18 protein-coding genes and 1 tRNA gene are annotated in these 17,059 nt (G+C 70.2%); 5 read left to right on the top strand and 14 right to left on the bottom strand.

Annotated elements, in window-relative coordinates; all coding sequences use genetic code 11:
• The coding region (locus tag EIO58_RS04395; RefSeq protein ID WP_274543187.1) for a glycerophosphodiester phosphodiesterase family protein at nt 1-281 on the top strand (281 nt) is incomplete at its 5' end.
• A 137-nt stretch (nt 282-418) separates the two neighbouring features.
• Complete coding sequence (locus EIO58_RS04390) at nt 419-802, top strand: RNA polymerase-binding protein RbpA (protein WP_127818463.1); 384 nt, start codon at nt 419-421, stop codon at nt 800-802.
• 27 nt (nt 803-829) lie between these two features.
• Here EIO58_RS04390 and lnt read toward each other — a convergent pair whose 3' ends face one another.
• From lnt to EIO58_RS04345, 9 genes are all read right to left on the bottom strand, one after another.
• Entirely contained in the window at nt 830-2,398 is a 1,569-nt protein-coding gene (gene lnt, locus EIO58_RS04385; RefSeq protein WP_127818462.1) for an apolipoprotein N-acyltransferase, read from the bottom strand.
• Between the two features lie 35 nt (nt 2,399-2,433).
• Nucleotides 2,434-4,938, bottom strand: coding sequence for a DEAD/DEAH box helicase (locus EIO58_RS04380; RefSeq protein WP_127818461.1), 2,505 nt, complete (start codon nt 4,936-4,938; stop codon nt 2,434-2,436).
• The gene (gene tatC / locus EIO58_RS04375; RefSeq protein WP_127818464.1) at nt 4,935-5,696 is read right to left on the bottom strand and encodes a twin-arginine translocase subunit TatC; all 762 of its coding nucleotides are present in this window, start codon (nt 5,694-5,696) and stop codon (nt 4,935-4,937) included. Before tatC ends, EIO58_RS04380 begins: the two co-directional genes overlap by 4 nt.
• Nucleotides 5,697-5,762: 66 nt before the next feature.
• Complete coding sequence (gene tatA, locus EIO58_RS04370) at nt 5,763-6,011, bottom strand: Sec-independent protein translocase subunit TatA (protein WP_127818460.1); 249 nt, start codon at nt 6,009-6,011, stop codon at nt 5,763-5,765.
• A gap of 58 nt (nt 6,012-6,069) precedes the next feature.
• Nucleotides 6,070-7,032, bottom strand: coding sequence for a helix-turn-helix transcriptional regulator (locus EIO58_RS04365; protein ID WP_127818459.1), 963 nt, complete (start codon nt 7,030-7,032; stop codon nt 6,070-6,072).
• Nucleotides 7,029-8,024 (bottom strand): helix-turn-helix transcriptional regulator, encoded by a 996-nt coding sequence (locus EIO58_RS04360; RefSeq protein ID WP_127818458.1) that lies wholly within the window; start codon nt 8,022-8,024, stop codon nt 7,029-7,031. The genes EIO58_RS04365 and EIO58_RS04360 overlap by 4 nt, the downstream gene beginning before the upstream one ends.
• 45 nt (nt 8,025-8,069) lie before the next feature.
• Entirely contained in the window at nt 8,070-9,032 is a 963-nt protein-coding gene (locus EIO58_RS04355; protein ID WP_127818457.1) for an FKBP-type peptidyl-prolyl cis-trans isomerase, read from the bottom strand.
• 9 nt (nt 9,033-9,041) lie between these two features.
• A complete protein-coding gene (locus EIO58_RS04350; RefSeq protein ID WP_127818456.1) occupies nt 9,042-10,049 on the bottom strand; it encodes a tRNA (adenine-N1)-methyltransferase in 1,008 nt (335 codons plus the stop codon).
• The gene (locus EIO58_RS04345; protein WP_127818455.1) at nt 10,046-10,744 is read right to left on the bottom strand and encodes an HAD family hydrolase; all 699 of its coding nucleotides are present in this window, start codon (nt 10,742-10,744) and stop codon (nt 10,046-10,048) included. Before EIO58_RS04345 ends, EIO58_RS04350 begins: the two co-directional genes overlap by 4 nt.
• 89 nt (nt 10,745-10,833) lie before the next feature.
• On the opposite strand from EIO58_RS04345, the gene EIO58_RS04340 reads away from it, so the two are divergent.
• Nucleotides 10,834-11,697: a PAC2 family protein gene (locus EIO58_RS04340; RefSeq protein ID WP_127818454.1), complete on the top strand. Its 864-nt coding sequence runs from the start codon at nt 10,834-10,836 to the stop codon at nt 11,695-11,697.
• Between the two features lie 17 nt (nt 11,698-11,714).
• Here EIO58_RS04340 and EIO58_RS04335 read toward each other — a convergent pair whose 3' ends face one another.
• The 3 genes from EIO58_RS04335 to EIO58_RS04325 form a co-directional block, all read right to left on the bottom strand.
• The gene (locus tag EIO58_RS04335) at nt 11,715-12,536 is read right to left on the bottom strand and encodes an undecaprenyl-diphosphate phosphatase (protein WP_127818453.1); all 822 of its coding nucleotides are present in this window, start codon (nt 12,534-12,536) and stop codon (nt 11,715-11,717) included.
• A 56-nt stretch (nt 12,537-12,592) separates the two neighbouring features.
• Entirely contained in the window at nt 12,593-13,894 is a 1,302-nt protein-coding gene (locus EIO58_RS04330; RefSeq protein ID WP_127818452.1) for a M20/M25/M40 family metallo-hydrolase, read from the bottom strand.
• A gap of 64 nt (nt 13,895-13,958) precedes the next feature.
• Nucleotides 13,959-14,510, bottom strand: a complete 552-nt coding sequence (locus EIO58_RS04325) for a small multidrug efflux protein (RefSeq protein WP_127818451.1) — start codon at nt 14,508-14,510, stop codon at nt 13,959-13,961.
• Nucleotides 14,511-14,679: 169 nt separating this feature from the next.
• Here EIO58_RS04325 and EIO58_RS04320 point away from each other — a divergent pair, with 169 nt between their 5' ends.
• Together EIO58_RS04320 and EIO58_RS04315 are read left to right on the top strand one after the other, a co-directional pair.
• Nucleotides 14,680-15,888, top strand: a complete 1,209-nt coding sequence (locus tag EIO58_RS04320) for a sensor histidine kinase (protein WP_127818450.1) — start codon at nt 14,680-14,682, stop codon at nt 15,886-15,888.
• Entirely contained in the window at nt 15,885-16,487 is a 603-nt protein-coding gene (locus tag EIO58_RS04315; protein WP_127818449.1) for a response regulator transcription factor, read from the top strand. The genes EIO58_RS04320 and EIO58_RS04315 overlap by 4 nt, the downstream gene beginning before the upstream one ends.
• 81 nt (nt 16,488-16,568) lie before the next feature.
• On the opposite strand, the gene EIO58_RS04310 is transcribed toward EIO58_RS04315, so the two are convergent.
• Nucleotides 16,569-16,653 (bottom strand) — tRNA-Leu (locus tag EIO58_RS04310).
• 81 nt (nt 16,654-16,734) lie between these two features.
• Nucleotides 16,735-17,059 (bottom strand): VIT1/CCC1 transporter family protein (locus EIO58_RS04305; protein WP_205789127.1); only part of this gene is annotated, 325 nt, incomplete at its 5' end.

Below are 17,059 nucleotides of genomic sequence, written 5' to 3'. Positions count from 1 at the left end.
CCGGCAGCAGGACCGTCGCCCGCGTGCTCGCGGCGGTCGCATCTCGCTCGGACCGCCTGGTCGCCCGCACGCTCGCGGGCGTCGACGCACTGCAGGTGCCGGAGCGGCAGGGCCGCCTGCGCGTGGTGACGCCGCGCCTGATCGACGCCGCGCACCGACACGGCGTCGAGGTGCACGTGTGGACCGTCAACGAGCCCGACGATATGCACCGGCTCGTCGCGATGGGTGTCGACGGCATCGTCACCGACCGCACCGACGTCGCGCTGAAGACGTTAGCCTGAGAGGACCCGAGAACGAGCGCGGAAGACCTCCGCGCACCCGCTGTGCATCCACTGTGAAATCCTGAGGAACCCCCTCCGTTCGGATGATCCCCCCAGGTCTCACCGTTATACCTGTACAGCGACGAGAGGACCACACAATGGCAGACCGCAGTCTGCGCGGCATCCGACTCGGCGCCCAGAGCCTACAGAGCGAAGAGGGCGTCGTGTTCCATGAGCGCGCACAGCACATCTACACGTGCACGTCTTGCGGACGTGACACCACCCTGACCTTCGCGGCCGATGCCGAGGTCCCCCCGGCATGGGAGTGCCGCACCTGTGGCGCCGAGGCGCTGCTCCGCGTCGGCGACAGCACCGCCACCGTCGACCACTCTGGCGACAAGACGCCCCGCAGTCACTGGGACATGCTGCTCGAGCGCCGCACCCTCCCCGAGCTCGAGGAACTGCTCGAAGAGCGCCTCGCCTACGTGCGCGCGCGCCGCGGCGCCGGCGAAGACATGACCGTCGACAAGCTCAGCGCCTGACGACGCGTCCGACGCGCAACGCCGACCCTACGGGGTCGGCGTTTTCGCGTGCCGCTGACGCAGCGCAATGATCCCGCCGACAGCGGCAAGTCCCGCGACACTCCCCCACGACAGCAGCGCGTCGATCCACGGCCCCAGGACGACCGCCGGCGTAAGCCCGGTGCGCAGGGGCACGTCGGTCAGCATGCTGCCGGGCTCGTCCGCAGGCAGTCCGTCGATCGTGCTGCCGTCGGGGGCGATGACCTGACTCGTACCCACCGTCGACAGGTTCACCACCGCCCGGCCGGTCTCGATCGCGCGCAGTCGCGCGACGGCCAGCTGCTGCAGGTTCTCGTCGGTGCCGCGGAAGTCCGCGTTGTTCGTCTGGAACAGGTACAGCTCCGCCCCGTCGACGGCGCCCTCCCGGATGAGCGAGTCGTAGATGACGTCGAAGCAGATCGCGAGGCCCGCCGGCGTTCCGTCGATGTCGAAGACCGGAGGGTTCGTCCCCGGGGTGTAGTCACGCCCGATCATCCGGATGAGGTCGGGCGCGATGGATTCGTAGAAGTCCCGGTCGGGGACGTACTCGCCGAAGGGCACCGGGTTGCGCTTGTCGTACGTCTGCTCGATGCCCGCACCCACCCGCCAGAGGAATGACGTGTTGAAGTACTCGTCTCCGCGCAGGTCGATGAGGTTGGCCACCAGGGGCGCGTCCAATTCCCGGGAGACGCGGTCGAGCGCGGCCGCCGCGCCCCGCGACTCGGCGGGATCCAGGTCGACGCCGCCCTCTGGCCACAGCACGACGTCGACATCCTCTTCGCCGAATAGCGGCCGCGTCGCCTCATACTGGGACTCGAGCACGTCTCCGGCACGGCGCTCGTCGAAGTACCCCGCCGGCCCGTTCCCCTGGACGCTCGCGACCCGCATCGTTCCCGACGCGGTGGTCGCCCAAGCGGGTACGACCGCGAACGTCGCGACGAGCGTGGCCAGCACGGCCACGGGAAGAAGATCGCGGATGCCCCGATGGCGCCCCGCGCGCGGCACCCGCACGACCTCGATCGCGGCCGCGGCGAGCGCGACGACGAGGAAGGTGATCCCCGCAGTGCCTGTCCACGACACCACCTCGGCGAACGGTCCGCTCACCTGGGTCGTGCCGACGCGGCCCCACGGGAACCCGCCGTAGGGGAACCCCCCGGTGACAGCCTCACGCGCCGTCCACAGGCCCGCCACGAGCACGGCAGTCATCAGCATCCGTCGGCGTCTCGATGTCGTGACGTGGGAAACCCAGCGGTAGGCGAGCGCGATGAGTGCCGCCCCCGCAGCGACGAAGAGGGACTCGAACCCCGACAGCGCCAGCCACGGTACCGGGCCCACCCACTCCGCGGTGAAGTCCACGTTCAGGAGGTAGAACGCGAGACCGTACGCCAGCCCGGCAAGGAGAGCGCCGCCGAGGCGTCGCCCGATCAGCGCGACCAGGGCCAGCGCGACGGAGATGAATGCCATGGGCCACCACGCGACCGACGGGAAGGCGACGTCGAGGAGGACGCCGCCGACCGCCGAGACGGGCACGGCTGCCCACAGCGGCAGGAGAGGGCGCAGCGGAGCGGCTTCGGGCACGGAGACAACCCTAAGCGAGCGCCACGGCGACCGGCTCAGACACCCGAGTAGGCGACGATGCCGCGCCGCACGGCGTCGAGGGCCTTGCGAGCTGTTCCCGCGATCGGCTGTTCGGCGACCAGCGACAGTTGGTCCAGCAGGTCGATCGTCTGCTTCGCCCACCGCACGAAATCACCCGCGGCCATGTCGGCCTCGCCGAGCACGCGGTCGAGCATGCCGTCGCGCGCCCACATATGCATCGCGGTCGCGAGCCCGGATGAGATCGGCTCGGACCCCGGCAGGTGGTGCTCGCGCTCCAGGTCGTCCAGCCGCTGCCACAGGTCGAGCGTCGCCGTGAAGGCCGCGCGGAACGGCCCGCGCGGCAGGCCGCGCTCCCCCGGCCCCGCATCGTCGCGCCGAGGCTCGTAGACCAGCGAGCACGCCAGCGCGGCCAGCGACGCGGCATCCAGGTCTTTCCAGAGGCCCCGGCGCAGCGATTCGGCCACGAGGAGATCCCGCTCGCCGTAGATGCGCCGCATCGTGCGTCCGGAGGGCGTGAGGGCCGCAGTGCCGTCGTCGGCGACCCGCACGTACTCCAGCTCGCCCAGCACGTCGACGACGCGGTCGAAGATGCGGGCGACCGTCCCGGTGCGCGTCTCGATCTGGTGACGCAGCCTGTCGATCTCGCGCTTGAGCTTCCAGTACCGCTCGGCCCACCGCGCATGCTGCTCGCGGTCAGGACACCCATGACACGGATGCCGCTGCATCCGCTTGCGCAGGCTCGAGATCTGACGCTGCCGCTCGTCGCGCGTGCGCCGCGACGCGTTCGCGTTCGCGTCCTTGCGGTTGAGCTTCTCGATGTCGCTGAGCTCCCGCCGGATCGACGAGTACTCGGTGAAGTCGCCGCGATCGCACGTCATCGCCTTCTGATAGCCCGCCAGCGAGTCCTCCTGGTCGCGCACCTGGCGTGCGAGGCCGACCACCGCGCGGTCCGCCTGGAACTGGGCGAACGACGACTCCAGGATCTCGCGGGCGCGGGCCCTGCCGAACTGGTCGATGAGATTCACTGCCATGTTGTACGTCGGACGGAAGCTCGAGTTCAGCGGGTACGTGCGCCGCGAGGCGAGAGCCGCCACCGCCTGAGGGTCGAGTCCTTCTGTCCACTGGATGACCGCGTGGCCCTCGACGTCGATTCCGCGCCGGCCGGCACGACCGGTGAGCTGGGTGTACTCCCCCGAGGTGATGGCCACGCGCGCCTCGCCGTTGAACTTCTCGAGCTTTTCGAGCACGACAGTGCGTGCGGGCATGTTGATGCCGAGCGCGAGCGTCTCGGTGGCGAACACCACTTTCACGAGCTTGCGCCGGAACAACTCCTCAACGACCTCTTTGAAGGCCGGCAGCAGGCCCGCGTGGTGCGAGGCGACGCCGCGCTCGAGGTTGTCGAGCCACTGCCAGTAGCCGAGCACGGCCAGATCCTCGTCGGGCAGCGAGCGCGTGCGCTCCTCGACGATCGCGCGGATCTCACGGCGCTCGTCCTGCGACGTCAGCCGCACGCAGCCCCGCCGCACCTGCTGCACCGCGGCGTCGCAGCCGACGCGGCTGAAGATGAAGAAGATCGCCGGAAGGAGGTTCGATCGCGAGAGCAGTTCGACGACGTCCGGCCGGTCGAGCCGTTCGACGCGCTGGACGTTCGCCGAGCGGACCGGCCGCTTCACCCCGCGGTTCGGGCGGCGACGGGATGCCTCGTACCCGGCGTGTCGCGCGCTGTTCGCGGACTGGACGCGGCGGTTGTTGTCGAAGTTCGAGCCCTTGAAGGACCGGATGCGCATGAGCTCCTGGTTGACCTGCGCGGTGGCGACGCCCGCGCGGTCGTCGAACAGCGGCAGCAGGTCGCCGCGCACCAGGACGTGCTGCTCGAGAGGGACGGGACGGGTCTCGGAGACGATCACCTCGGTGTCGCCGCGCACGGTGTCGAGCCAGTCGCCGAACTCCTCGGCGTTCGACACCGTCGCCGACAGCGAGACCAGCCGCACGCTGGGGGCGAGGTGGATGATGACCTCCTCCCACACGGCGCCGCGGAATCGGTCGGCGAGGTAGTGCACCTCGTCCATGACGACGTAGCGGAGGCCGCGCAGCGCCGGGGAGTCCGCATACAGCATGTTCCGGAGAACTTCGGTGGTCATGACGACGACGCGTGCGTTGCCGTTGATGTTGGTGTCGCCGGTGAGGAGCCCGACCTCGTCGGGCCCGTAGACGTCCTGGAGCTCGCGGAACTTCTGGTTCGACAATGCCTTCATCGGCGTCGTGTAGAACGCCTTGTCGCCTGGCTCGCGCATGGCCAGGTGCACGGCGAACTCGCCGATGATCGTCTTGCCGGCGCCCGTGGGCGCCGCGACCAGGACGCTCCGCCCGTTCTCGAGGGCGCGGCATCCCGCGAGCTGGAAAGGGTCGAGCGAGAACCGCTGTGACGCGGCGAAGGCCGCCGTGATCGGGTGACTCCGGTCGAGCTCCGCGGCCTCGCGCGCCTTCGCGTACCGCTCGGAAGGACCGGGATCGATCACGCGCCCGGCTCCGGAGGCAGGATGCTCGCGCTCCGCTTCGCCTTGCGCCTGTCGAAGAGCATCGACAGGCCGGCGGCGGCGAAGAAGAGGACGACGAGGATGCCCGCGAGCATCAGCATGCTGACGACATCAGCAGCGGGCGTTGCGAGCGCGGCGAACAGGGTCGCGATCAGGACGGCCACACGCCATCCCTTGACGATCGCTCGCCCCGACATGATGCCTGCGAGGTTCAACGCGACGAGGAACACCGGCACGACGAACGACACACCGACCACGACGAGCAGCTTGAAGACGAAGTCGTAATACAGGAGCGCGTCGTAGAACTGCGCCGCTTGAGCGGGTGCGAACACCGCCATGAGCTCGACGATGTGCGGCATCACGAGAAGGCCCACATAGCAGCCGGCGAAGAAGAGTGGGATCGCCGCCGCCATGAAGCCGATGGTGTAACGGACCTCTTTGCGCGTGAGCCCGGGCATGATGAAGGCCCAGATCTGCCAGATCCATATAGGCGCCGAGATGAGGATGCCGATCGCGAACGAGATGCGCAGGCGCATGTCGAACGGCCCCGTGATCGTCGCGTACATGAGCTCCACCTTGCCCGTCTCACCGCGACGCTCCGCGACGATGAAGATCGGCTCGGTGATGAGTCGGATGATCGGGTCGGTGAGGAAATAGGCGACCACCATGCCCACGACAAGCGCGAGGGCAGCGATCATCAACCGCTTGCGCAACTCGACCAGATGCTGCCCGAGCGACATCCTCTTGTCGCGCTTGGGCGCCTCCGGGCCGTCGATGGACGCGGAGCCGGTTGTTGCGACCATCCGCTAGGGCTTGGAGTCGGGTGCGCCGTCAGTGGTGCCGGAAGCAGCAGTGGATGTCGCGTCGACCGAGGTGGACGTCGCGGCGTCGGCCGGCTTGTCGTCCTCCTTCATCGCCTTCATCTCGCCCTTGAAGACGCGAGCGGACTGGCCCATGCTCTTTGCGAGAGCCGGCAGCTTCGCGGCGCCGAACAGCAGCAGGATGACTGCCAGGATGATCAGCAGATGCCAACCGCTGAATGCGTTGCCAAACATGAGAGATCCTTTCGGCGGGTCGGTCTCAGTGTAACCCCCGCTGGGGGACCGCTCGCGTTCAGCGATACTGCGCGAGTCCCGCCTCGGCCCACTCGGCGACCGCCCGCCGCGCAGCGGGAGGCTCGAGCACCTCGACGATCCCGCCGCGGCGCGCCGCGAGCCGCCGGAGGCTGAGCTCGTCAGCCACCCGCATCGTCGCGGTGGTCATGCCACCCGACGCCTCGAGGGCGGCGCGCTCGAGGTAGTCGCCGAGAAGCGGAGCCACCGAGTCGGGGAATCGCACGCGCGCGACGATGTCTCCTGCGCCCGACGAGAACCAGTCCGGCGCGGGGTCGCCGGCGTGCGAGATCGGGATGTCAGTGAGCTCCAGCGCGCTGACCCGATCGAGGTGGAACGTGCGCATCGCCTCGCGCAGGTGGCACCAGCCCTGCAGGTACCACTGCCCGCTCGCGATGTGGACCTTCACGGGGTCTACAGTGCGGGTCGTGGGCGCGGCATCCGGCGCCTTGTACGTGAACGAGACGGCGACGCGCCGACGAAGCGCTGCTGCCACGAGGTCGCGCACGGCGTCGACCGGCTCGGGTGCGAGGATGACCTCGGCCGGAGTCGCCGATGCGCCGCGCGCGAGCTTGGCGAGGAGTCCCGCGTAGAGGTCGGTGTCGCCGACGCCCGGGATCGATCGCGCGAGCTGGAGTCCTGCGAGCAGCGCCGCCGCCTCGCGTGCGGTGAGTTTCGGGGAGCGTTCGAGGGCGACCGAGTTGGTGATGACGATGAGGTCCCGCCCGTCCAGCAGGTCCCAGTCGATGTCGAACAGGTCGTTGGCCATCTGCCAGTAGCCGCGCTCGCCCGGGAGGCCGATCACGGTCAGCTTCTCGACCATCGAGCGCATCTGCTCGGGCGTGACGTCGAACTCCGCGGCCGCCTCGGCGAGCGACACCTCACCCTTGCCGACGAGGTATGGAACGAGCTGCAGCATGAGCGCCGCGCGATCGGTCGCGACGAGCGGTCTGCGCGCGGTCATGAGACTCCTCCGTGCAGGTCGCGCGTCGCCGCGAGCCGCTCGATGACCCGGTCGCGGAGGTCGGCGGGCTCGACGACGCGCACCTCGGGGCCGTACGACGCGAGTTCGTCGGCGAAGATGTGGGCGTCGACGTACGGCACGTGGATCCCCTGCTCGGCGGGTCGCGCTCGGCGCGCAAGGCGCAGTGCCGCCTCGGTGCCCGGGTTGACCTCGAGCAGCGCGATGGTGCGCGCGGCGACCTCTTCGAGCCCCGCGAGGGCACGCTCCCCCGCCCCCTCGCGCAGCGCGGGATCGAATGACACACGCGTGACCGACACCGGACCGACGATGCGCGAGAGAAGGAACGTGCGGTCGGCGCGCGCATCCTGGTCGATTCCGAACACGTGCCAGCGGGCCTCGTACTCGACGAGCGCCAGCGGCTGCACGCGGCGCGTGCGCGGCGCCGCCTCGCCCGGCTTCAGGTAGGGGAACGCGACGACACGACTCTGCTCGATCGCCTGCTGCAGCGGCAGGAACGCCGGATCGCGCAGGCTCAGGCGAGGCGAGAATCCGATGATGGGCTCGTCCACGAGATCGCCGAGCGCGCGGATCTTGCGCAGACCGCTGCGGGCGTCGTCCGACATCGAGCTCTCGCTCCACACGCCGCCCGCAAGGTTCAGCAGCGCGAGCTCGGCGGGCGTGAAATCGATGTCTTCGGGGAGCTCGTACTCGGCGCTCGGCACGCGGTAGCGCGCCTCACGCAGATCGTCGGGATCGGCCCAGTCGCCGATCGTCTCGATCGGCACGCCGAGGCCCCGAAGCGCCTCCTTGTCGCGCTCGAACATCTTCTCGAGCGCGTCCTTCGACGCCCCAGCTTCGGTCTGCTCGCGGTAGCCCGCGACCGACGTGAGGATGGTGTCCTTGGTCAGCCCCTGATCGGTCGCGATGAGCGCGACCACGAGGTTGACCAGACGCTCCTCCGGCGGGATCTTCGCGGGCGCAGTGGCAGGCACTCGCCTATCTTAGGTCCGGATCGGGGCTGCGTCCCGGCGCCGCGCTCAGGCCTCCGGCGCGGCGTCGAGCCCGACGATGTCGATCACGAACACGAGCGTGGATCCGGCCGGGATGGCTCCCTGCTCCTGGTCGCCGTAGCCGAGCTCGGGCGGGATGACGACCAGCACCTGCGATCCGACGGTCTGCCCCTCGAGGGCGTCCGCGAAGCCGGGGACCACGCCGTCGAGGGTCACGGATGCGGCTTCGCCATCCCACGTCGAGTCGAACTCATCGTCCTCGCCCCACACCACGCCCGTGTAGTGCACGCGCACCGGCTCGTCGCCGGTGACCTCGGCGCCGTCGCCCTTCTTGATGGTCTGGACGACGAGCTCCTCCGGCGCGGCGCCGTCGGGAATGATGAGCCCGGGGCGGCCGCCGGGAGCCCGCACGACGCTCGGCAGTCCGAACCCGCTGTTGAACTGGTTCGCACCGTCGGCTGCGGCCAGGTACACCTTGCGGATGTCGATCACGGCGACCGCGGACTCGTCTTCGCCGAGTCCGAAGCTCGACGCGACCTCGGCACTCATGTCTTCCGGCGAGAGCGCGACGGCGATGCGCGACCCGTCGGTGGCGCAGTCGAGCGCCTCCTCGAAGCCCGGGAAGTTCTGGGTCCACTGCGACGGCGAGGTCACGCGCGACAGGTCGCCGTCGTATGCGGTGGCGACGATCGGCTCACCGGTCTCGCCGTTGTAGACCGAGACGTCGACGACCATGAGCTGGTTCGGCGCGGTGATGGCGGTGCCCTCGCCCGTGACGACATCCTCGTAGGCGAGGCGCTGCGCCTTCAGCGGCGTGTACACGTCGACCTCGGGTTCGGCATCGGTCTCTCCCTCGACGGTGATCAGGTCCATCACGTCGGGGTCGGAGACGGCGGGGCGCGAGCAGTCGGAGGCGCCGGGCAGCGAGCAGCCGGCGAGGCCGACGGTCACGAGGCCCAGCACGGCGAGGGCAGCAGGGATCTTGCGCACCGGGCTAGTTTAGGCGGACTCGTCGGGGAGGTCCGAACCGCCGGATGCCAGGCGGGCCCCCTCGGCGGCGCGCTGCGCCTCGCGCACCCGCTTGCGAAGGTTCTTGTCGGTGATCTCGCGGTCGCCGACGGCCCCGGGCGTCCACAGCTCGACGTCCTGGTCGCCGTAGCTCGACTTCGAGGCCCGGCGCTTGACCTCGGGCGGCACTGCGCCGGGCGCGAGGCGCCGCGCCCACACGAGGAATCCGGTGTGGGCGACCATGCGGTGGTCGGGACGTACCGCGAGCCCCTCGACGTGCCAGCCGCGGACCATGGTCTCGTTGGCGTCGGGCTCGGTGAACAGGCCGGTGCCGCGGATGTACTCCGCGACGCGGCTGAGCTGCGTCGCCGTCGCGACGTAGCAGACGACGACGCCGCCCGGCGTGAGCGCGTCGGCGACGGCGTCGACGCACTCCCACGGGGCGAGCATGTCGAGCACGACACGGTCGACGGATGCCGCGACCACGGTCCGCGGCAGGTCCTCGGCGAGATCCCCCACGACGACGTCCCAGTTCTGCGGGACCTCGCCCGTGAACGTCTCCACGTTCGCGCGGGCGACCTCGGCGAAGTCCTCGCGCCGCTCGAACGACACGAGGCGCCCGTCCACGCCGATGGCGCGGAGAAGCCACAGCGACAGCGCACCCGAGCCCACCCCCGCTTCGACGACCGTGGCGCCGGGGAAGATGTCGGCCTCGGCGAGGATCTGCGCGGCATCCTTCGGGTACACGATCGCCGCGCCGCGCGGCATCGACATGACGAAGTCCCGCAGCAGCGGGCGCAGTGCCAGATACTCGTGCCCGCCGCTGTTCGCGACGACCGAGCCGTCGGGCGCCCCGATGAGGTCGGAGTGCTTCAGCACCCCGTGGTGAGTGTGCAGTTCGCCGCCCTCGCGGAGCGTGATGGTGTGCAGCCTGCCCTTCGGACCGGTCAGCTGGACGCGGTCTCCGAGGCGGAACGGCCCGCGCGGCTGCGCGATCATCGGATGGACCCTTCCGTCGCTGCGGCGCTCTCGCGGTGCGCCGCGTGGAACCGCGCCAGATCGTCGACCGTGCGGCCCTCGAGCGTCGGCCAGATCTCGTGTGCCCCCGCACCCGTGAGCGACACCATGAGCGGGACGCCGATGACGGCGGCCCCCGACGCGACCGCTGAGCGCAACCCGTTCGGCGAGTCCTCGATGGCGACCACCTCGTCGGGCGTCACACCGAGCGCCTCGCACGCCTGCAGGTAGGGATCGGGGAAGGGCTTGGGACGCGTCGCGTCGTCGCCGGCGACGATCACGTCGAACGCCTCGAAGTCGATCAGGTCGACAACGGTCGTCGCCATGCGCCGCATCGACATCGTGACCAGAGCAGTCTTGACGCCGGCGGTCCGCAGGCTCGCGAGCAGCTCGCGGGCGCCCGGACGGAACGGGACGCCCGCTGTGGCGAGCTGGCGCATCACCTCGTCGGTGAGGTGGTCGACGATGCCGTCGACGCTCATTCGGACGCCGGTCTGCTGCAGGATGCGCGCCGAGTCCTCGAGACCGAGGCCGACCAGGCTCAGCGCCTGCTCGTGCGACCACGTCCCGCCGTAGCCCTCGATCAGCGGCGTCTCGGCCGCCATCCAGTACGGCTCGGTGTCGACGAGGGTTCCGTCCATGTCCCACAGGACAGCCGCAAGGCGTGGCGCATTCACCGTGCAATCCTACCGAGGGGTCGCGGACCCCTCCGCGGGACCGGGGCCTATCCTGGAGGGAACCCCGTCACCGGGGTGGAGGAGGTCTTGTGGACGGACTGGGTCGCCGTGTTCTGGTCGCCGCGTTCGACGGCTGGAACGACGCGGGCGAAGCCGCGTCGTCGGCCATCACGCGTCTGCGCGAGGGGGGCGACTACGAGACCGTGTTCTCAGTCGATCCCGAGCTGTACTTCGACTACCAGTACACACGCCCTCACGTCGCCACCGACGGCGAAGGACGCCGCACCCTGCGCTGGCCAGAGGCCACGCTGCTGCGCCCGGCCCGGGCGACGCGCGGCACGCAGCTCTGGCTGCTCACCGGCGTGGAGCCGGCCCGCGCCTGGCAGGCGTTCGCCTCGGAGTTCATCGACCTCGCGCTGCGGGAGGACATCACCGGCTTCGTCGCCATCGGCTCGATGATGTCGGACGTGCCGCACACGCGTCCGATCTCGGTGTTCGCCGGCAGCGACAACGACGCGCTGCGGGGTGCGCTCGACCTCGAGCGCAGCACGTACGAAGGCCCCGCCGGCATCCTGAGCGTGCTCGGTCACGTCGCCGAGACGGCGGGCATCCCGACCGCCGCGCTGTGGGCGAGCGTGCCGCACTACGTCGCGGGCCACACGCCGTCGCCCAAGGCGACCCTGGCGCTGCTCGACAAGCTCGAGGACCTCACCGGCGCCCCTGTCCCCCGCGGCGACCTCGCGACCGAGGCGGCCGCCTGGGAGGCCTCGATCGACGCCGCTGCGGCCGACGACGAGGAGATGACGGAGTACATCCGCCAGCTCGAGCACACGCGCGACACGTGGGATTCACCCGAGGCGTCCGGGGACGCGATCGCGCAGGAGTTCGAGCGCTACCTCCGCCGCGGCGGCGACGGGCCGACCAAGCCCGGCCGCGACGACCCGCGCCGCTGACGGACCCGCGGTCGGCGCTACGCCTGGATGACGCCCACGCTCAGCAGCACCAGCAGCAGTGAGCCGAGGGCGACGCGGTAGACCACGAACGGCAGGAAGCTGTGCTTGGAGATCCAGTTCATGAAGAACGCGATGACCCCGAGCGCCACGACGAACGCGACACCCGTCGCCAGCGCCGTCTCGCCGAGCGTGAACACGCCGAGCTCATCCCAGCTCTTGAACAGCTGGTAGAACCCGCTGCCGAAGACGGCCGGGATCGCCAGCAGGAACGCGTAGCGCGCCGCGGCGGACCGCTCGTATCCCATGAAGAGCCCGGCGGTGATCGTGCCGCCTGAGCGCGAGACCCCCGGGATGAGCGCGAGCGACTGCGCCAGGCCGAACACGACACCGTGGCCGACGGTGATGTCCTGCAGCTTGCGCTTCTTCGCGCCGACGTGGTCGGCGATGCCCAGCAGCACGCCGAAGAAGATCAGCATTCCTGCGACCAGCCAGAGCGACCGGAGGGTCGTCTCGATCTGATCCTGGAACAGCAGTCCGAGCACCACGATCGGGATGCTTCCCACGATGATCAGCCACCCCATCTTCGCGTCGGGGTCGTTGCGCGGGATGCGTCCGAAGAGGGCGCGGAACCAGTGTCCGATGATCCGCACGATGTCGCGCCAGAAGAAGACGACGACGGCGGCTTCGGTGCCGATCTGCGTGATGGCGGTGAACGCGGCGCCCGGATCCTGTGCCGACGGCAGGAACTCGCCCAGGATGCGCAGATGCGCGCTCGACGAGATCGGCAGGAACTCGGTCAGGCCCTGGACGAAGCCGAGGATGATCGCCTCGAGAAGCATGGGCGCCTTTCAGCTCTGCGGGACGGATGCCGCGGCACGCGGCATCCGTGTGCCGGTCAGTATGTGCGGAGGAGGTCGGCGAGCACCGTGCGGCCGAAGACGAGCGCGTCGATCGGAACGCGCTCGTCGACACCGTGGAACATGCCGGTGAAGTCGAGGTCGGCGGGAAGCCGCAGCGGCGCGAACCCGTAGCCGGTGATGCCGAGCGCGGCGAGCGCCTTGTTGTCGGTGCCGCCCCCCATGAGGTACGGGATCACCGGTGCGCCGGGGTCGTGGCGCCCGAGTGCACCCACCATGGCGTCCACCAGGTCGCCCGAGAACGGCGCTTCGAGGCCGATGTCCTGGTGGACGACCTCGACGTCGACCCCCTCGCCCACGATGCGGCGGATGTCGGCCAGAGCGGCCTCCTCGGTGCCCGGGAGCACCCGTACGTCGACGAGCGCCTCGGCGCGGTCGGGGATCACGTTGTGCTTGTACCCGGCGACGAGCCCGGTCGGGTTGGTGGTGGTCCGCAGCGTCGAGCGCAGGAATCCGGCTGCCGCGCCCGTCGCCGCGGCGATCGCGTCGGGGTCGCCCGATGTCTGGCCGGTGAGGTCTGCGAGGCGCTCGGTCATCTCGCGTGTGGTGTCGGTGAGGGTCACCGGCCACGCGGTGCGGCCCAGTGCGGCGACGGCCTCGGCCAGCCTCGTCACGGCGTTGTCGGCGTGCAGGCTCGAGCCGTGCGCGGCGCGCCCGCGCGCGACCAGGCGGATCCAGACGAGCGCCTTCTCCCCCACCTGGAGCAGGTACGCGTGCCGGTCCCCGATCGGGATGGAGTATCCGCCCACTTCGCTGATCGCCTCCGTCGCCCCGGCGAACCACTCGGGATGGTTCTCGACGACGAGCGCCGACCCCTCGACGCCGCCGTTCTCCTCGTCGGCGAAGAACGCCAGCACGAGATCGCGCTCGGGCTGCTCGCCGGCGCGCAGGATGTCGGCGACCGCCGTGAGGATCATGGCGTCCATGTCCTTCATGTCCACGGCACCTCGGCCCCAGAGCATGCCGTCCTTCACGACCCCCGCGAACGGATCGACGCTCCAGTCCGCTGCGATGGCGGGGACGACATCGAGATGACCGTGCAGCACCAGGGCGGGCTTGTCGCGGTCACGGCCCGGCACGCGCGCCATGACGTTCGTGCGGCGCGGGATCGGCTCGTAGTACTCGGGCGCGAGACCGATGCCCTCGAGATAGGCGCCGACGTACTCGGCCGCCTCACGTTCGCCTGCGGCGCGTCCTCCGCCGTGGTTGGTCGTGTCGAAGCGGATGAGATCCCGAGCCACCGAGCCGACTTCGGGCAGACCGAGATCGGATGAGGGCATGCGATCCAACTTACCGGGCCTTCCGACCGCGACGCTGCGTCAGGCCCGGAAGGCTGCGCGCCGATCAGCGGGCGACCGAGAGCACTCCCGTCACGATGAGTGTGAGAAGCGTCGTCCATCCGACGATCGCGACCCCCTGCCACACCAGGATCCGCGCGACGCCGACGCCTGCTCCGGCGAGCATCGTGGCAGTGAACTGAGTGGGAAGAAGCAGGGGTCCGAGCAGGCTGACGCCAGGCACGCCGTAACGCTCGAATGCCCGCTGGAACTTGGCCTTGCGAGCCGAGCCCCCGTCATCGCGCGTTCCAGGACGGACGGCATCCGACGACACCGCCGTCGCCGGGGTACCCGACGCGACCAGGCGGCGTTCGCGGTGATGCCTGACGACCGACGAGCGCGTCCGCGCGGCGAGCAGCACCAGCACGGTGACGCAGAGGAAGTTGCCGACGATCCCCGCCGTCGCGGCGACCACCGGATTCAGACCCCCGATGATCCCGATCGTCGCGGCCCCCTCGCCCTCGATGAACGGGACCGCGCCCGCCGCTGCGACGATCAGCGGCTGGAGCAGTTCGGGGACGCGCGCAACGAGGTCCTGGAAGGTGTCGATGAGGCTCATGTCGATCTCTCTTTCGGTGCGGTGGGGAGGGAGTTCCCGGAGCGGTGGGCTCCGACGGGCTCAAGTCCACAGGGACCCGCCGCCGACCGTAAGTGCCGCGATGTCACCGATCTCCGGGAGGACCGTCCGCAAGGACGGTGACATGTGTCATGGCTCTATGGTGGAACGCATGAGCCCCCGCGTGTCGTCTGCGCACGGACGGGCCGACACCGGCGCAACCCGGGGGCTTCGCCTCACGCGGGGCGTCGCCGCCACGTGGTGGTACACGCTCTCGGCCGTCGTGTTCTTCGAGGTCATGGTCGTCTTCATCTGGGCGGGCGCGCTGTTCGAGGCCGGCCGCGGTCCCGCCACGCTGTTCGTGGTCGGAGTGGGCGGTCTGGTGTGGACGGCATCGACGGTCCCGCTCCTGCTGGACTACCGCCACCGCATCGACGAGAGCACGTGGGCGCGATGGCCGCGACTGCTCGTACCGCTGCTCGTCGCGGCCGTGTTCGGGGGCGCGGCAGGCGTCGCCTCCGGACTATGGCTCATCGCGATTCTTCCCCTCGCGCAGTCCGTGCTGCTGCTGAACTGGCCGGCGGGCGTGCGCGTTCGCATGCTCGTCGCCGCGACGATGCTGCTCGGCGCGGCGTGGTTCGTCGACGCGCGCCTCACGTTCGCTGCGGATCCGCCAGGCAACTGGTGGCTGGTCGGCTTCTTCAGCACCTTCATGCCGGCGATGACGGTGGTGTCCCTGTGGTGGTGGGACGTCCTCATCGCCATCGACCGCGCCCGCGCGTCGGAGGCCCGCCTCGCAGCGACGCAGGAGCGGCTGCGCGTCGCGACCGACGTCCATGATCTGCAGGGTCACCACCTGCAGGTGATCGCGCTCCAGCTCGAGCTGGCCGAGAGGCTGATGTCACGCGAACCCGAGGCTGCGCTCGAGCAGCTGCGCGCGGCGCGGGCGAGTGTGGACGAGGCGCGGCAGGGCACGCGCGACCTCGCCACGCGGTTCCGCTCGGTTCCGCTCAGGGACGAGATCGAGAATGCGGCCGACCTGCTGCGTGCGGCCGGAACGGCGGTGCAGACCATCGTCTCGCCGGACGCCGACGAGGCGCCGGACCGGGTGCTGGCACCCATCATCCGCGAGACCACGACGAATGTGCTGCGCCATGGCGGAGGCGTGTGGGCTCACCTGGAACTGGCACGGGACAAAGCCGGCTGGCGGTACCGGATCGCCAACGATACCGGCGGATCGGAGGCGAGCCGCGACGGCGCAGGACTCGAGGGCATCGGCCGACGCGTGTCGGATGCCGGCGGGACGTTCGAAGTCCGCCGAGACCACGGCGAGTTCTCGGTCGTGGTGGTGGTTCCGTCGGTGACGGAGGGGGCCGCATGATCCGCGTGCTGCTCGCCGACGACGAGGTCATGATCCGGTCAGCACTGGCGGCATTGCTGCGCCTGGAACCCGACATCGACGTCGTCGCCGAGTGCGCTGACGGCGAGCAGGCGCTCGCCGAGGCGCTGCGCATCGTGCCCGATGTGTGCCTCCTCGACCTCGAGATGCCCGGCATGGACGGCGTCGAGGTTGCCGCCCGGGTGACCCGTGCCGTCGCGTCCCGCTGCATCGTCGTGACCCGGCACGCGCGGCCCGGCGTGCTGCGTCGTGCCCTGTCGTCGGGCGTCTCGGGGTTCCTCCCCAAGTCCCGGGGTGCGGACGAGGTGGCCGAAGTCATCCGCCGCGTCGCTTCGGGCGGACGCTACATCGACCCTGAGGTGGCCGCCGACGCGCTGACCGACGAACGCCCCCCGCTGACCGATCGCGAGATCGACGTGCTGCGGGCCGGCCGCAGAGGCGAAACCACGGGCGAGATCGCACGGCGGCTGTCTCTGGCGCCGGGCACCGTACGCAACCACGTGTCGGCGATCCTGGCCAAGCTCGGCGTCGAGACCCGGCAGCAGGCGGTGCTGGTCGCCGAGGAGCGCGGCTGGATCTGATCCTTCACGCGGGCGAACGCCGCCGCCGCGCATCGCACGCAGAACGACGAAGGCCCCCTTCCGGGGGCCTTCGACCTGCTGTGCGCGAGGGGGGACTTGAACCCCCACGCCCTATACGGGCACTAGCACCTCAAGCTAGCGCGTCTACCTATTCCGCCACCCGCGCAGATGGTTTTCGGTTTCGCAACCGAGGAACGACACTACCACGTCACGGGACGTTCATCGAATCGGACGGCACCGCGAAGCGTCAGGTCAGCGACACCCCGAACAGCAGTCCGAGCAGGTACGTCACGGCCGCGGCGCTGTACCCGATCGCGAGCTGTCGCAGCGCACGCCGCAGCGGCGACGCACCGGAAAGGAGCCCCACTGCGGCGCCCGTCGACAGGAGCGCGACGCCCACCAGCACGAGCGCCACCACGACGGCCGTGACGCTCGAGAGGCCGAAAATCCACGGCAGCACCGGGATCACCGCCCCGGAGGCGAAGAACAGGAAGCTCGACAGCGCGGCGCCCCACGCGCTGCCCACGACGTCGCCGTGCGCGGCGACCTCGACCGGACCGGTATCGGCGCGC

This window comes from Microbacterium sp. CPCC 204701 (genome assembly GCF_004010105.1).
In the GTDB taxonomy this organism is placed as follows: Bacteria; Actinomycetota; Actinomycetes; order Actinomycetales; family Microbacteriaceae; genus Microbacterium.
The sequence above is the reverse complement of the archived record's forward strand: the minus strand, read 5'-3'. Positions and strand labels throughout refer to the sequence as shown.

Bases quoted from the DNA above. Each gene is read 5' to 3' on its own strand.
- EIO58_RS04390 (WP_127818463.1), top strand. From the start codon at position 419: ATGGCAGACCGCAGTCTGCGCGGCATCCGACTCGGCGCCCAGAGCCTA.
- tatC (WP_127818464.1), bottom strand. From the start codon at position 5,696: ATGTCGCTCGGGCAGCATCTGGTCGAGTTGCGCAAGCGGTTGATGATC.
- tatA (WP_127818460.1), bottom strand. From the start codon at position 6,011: ATGTTTGGCAACGCATTCAGCGGTTGGCATCTGCTGATCATCCTGGCA.
- EIO58_RS04365 (WP_127818459.1), bottom strand. From the start codon at position 7,032: ATGACCGCGCGCAGACCGCTCGTCGCGACCGATCGCGCGGCGCTCATG.
- EIO58_RS04350 (WP_127818456.1), bottom strand. From the start codon at position 10,049: ATGATCGCGCAGCCGCGCGGGCCGTTCCGCCTCGGAGACCGCGTCCAG.
- EIO58_RS04335 (WP_127818453.1), bottom strand. From the start codon at position 12,536: ATGCTTCTCGAGGCGATCATCCTCGGCTTCGTCCAGGGCCTGACCGAG.
- EIO58_RS04330 (WP_127818452.1), bottom strand. From the start codon at position 13,894: ATGCCCTCATCCGATCTCGGTCTGCCCGAAGTCGGCTCGGTGGCTCGG.
- EIO58_RS04325 (WP_127818451.1), bottom strand. From the start codon at position 14,510: ATGAGCCTCATCGACACCTTCCAGGACCTCGTTGCGCGCGTCCCCGAA.
- EIO58_RS04320 (WP_127818450.1), top strand. From the start codon at position 14,680: ATGAGCCCCCGCGTGTCGTCTGCGCACGGACGGGCCGACACCGGCGCA.
- EIO58_RS04315 (WP_127818449.1), top strand. From the start codon at position 15,885: ATGATCCGCGTGCTGCTCGCCGACGACGAGGTCATGATCCGGTCAGCA.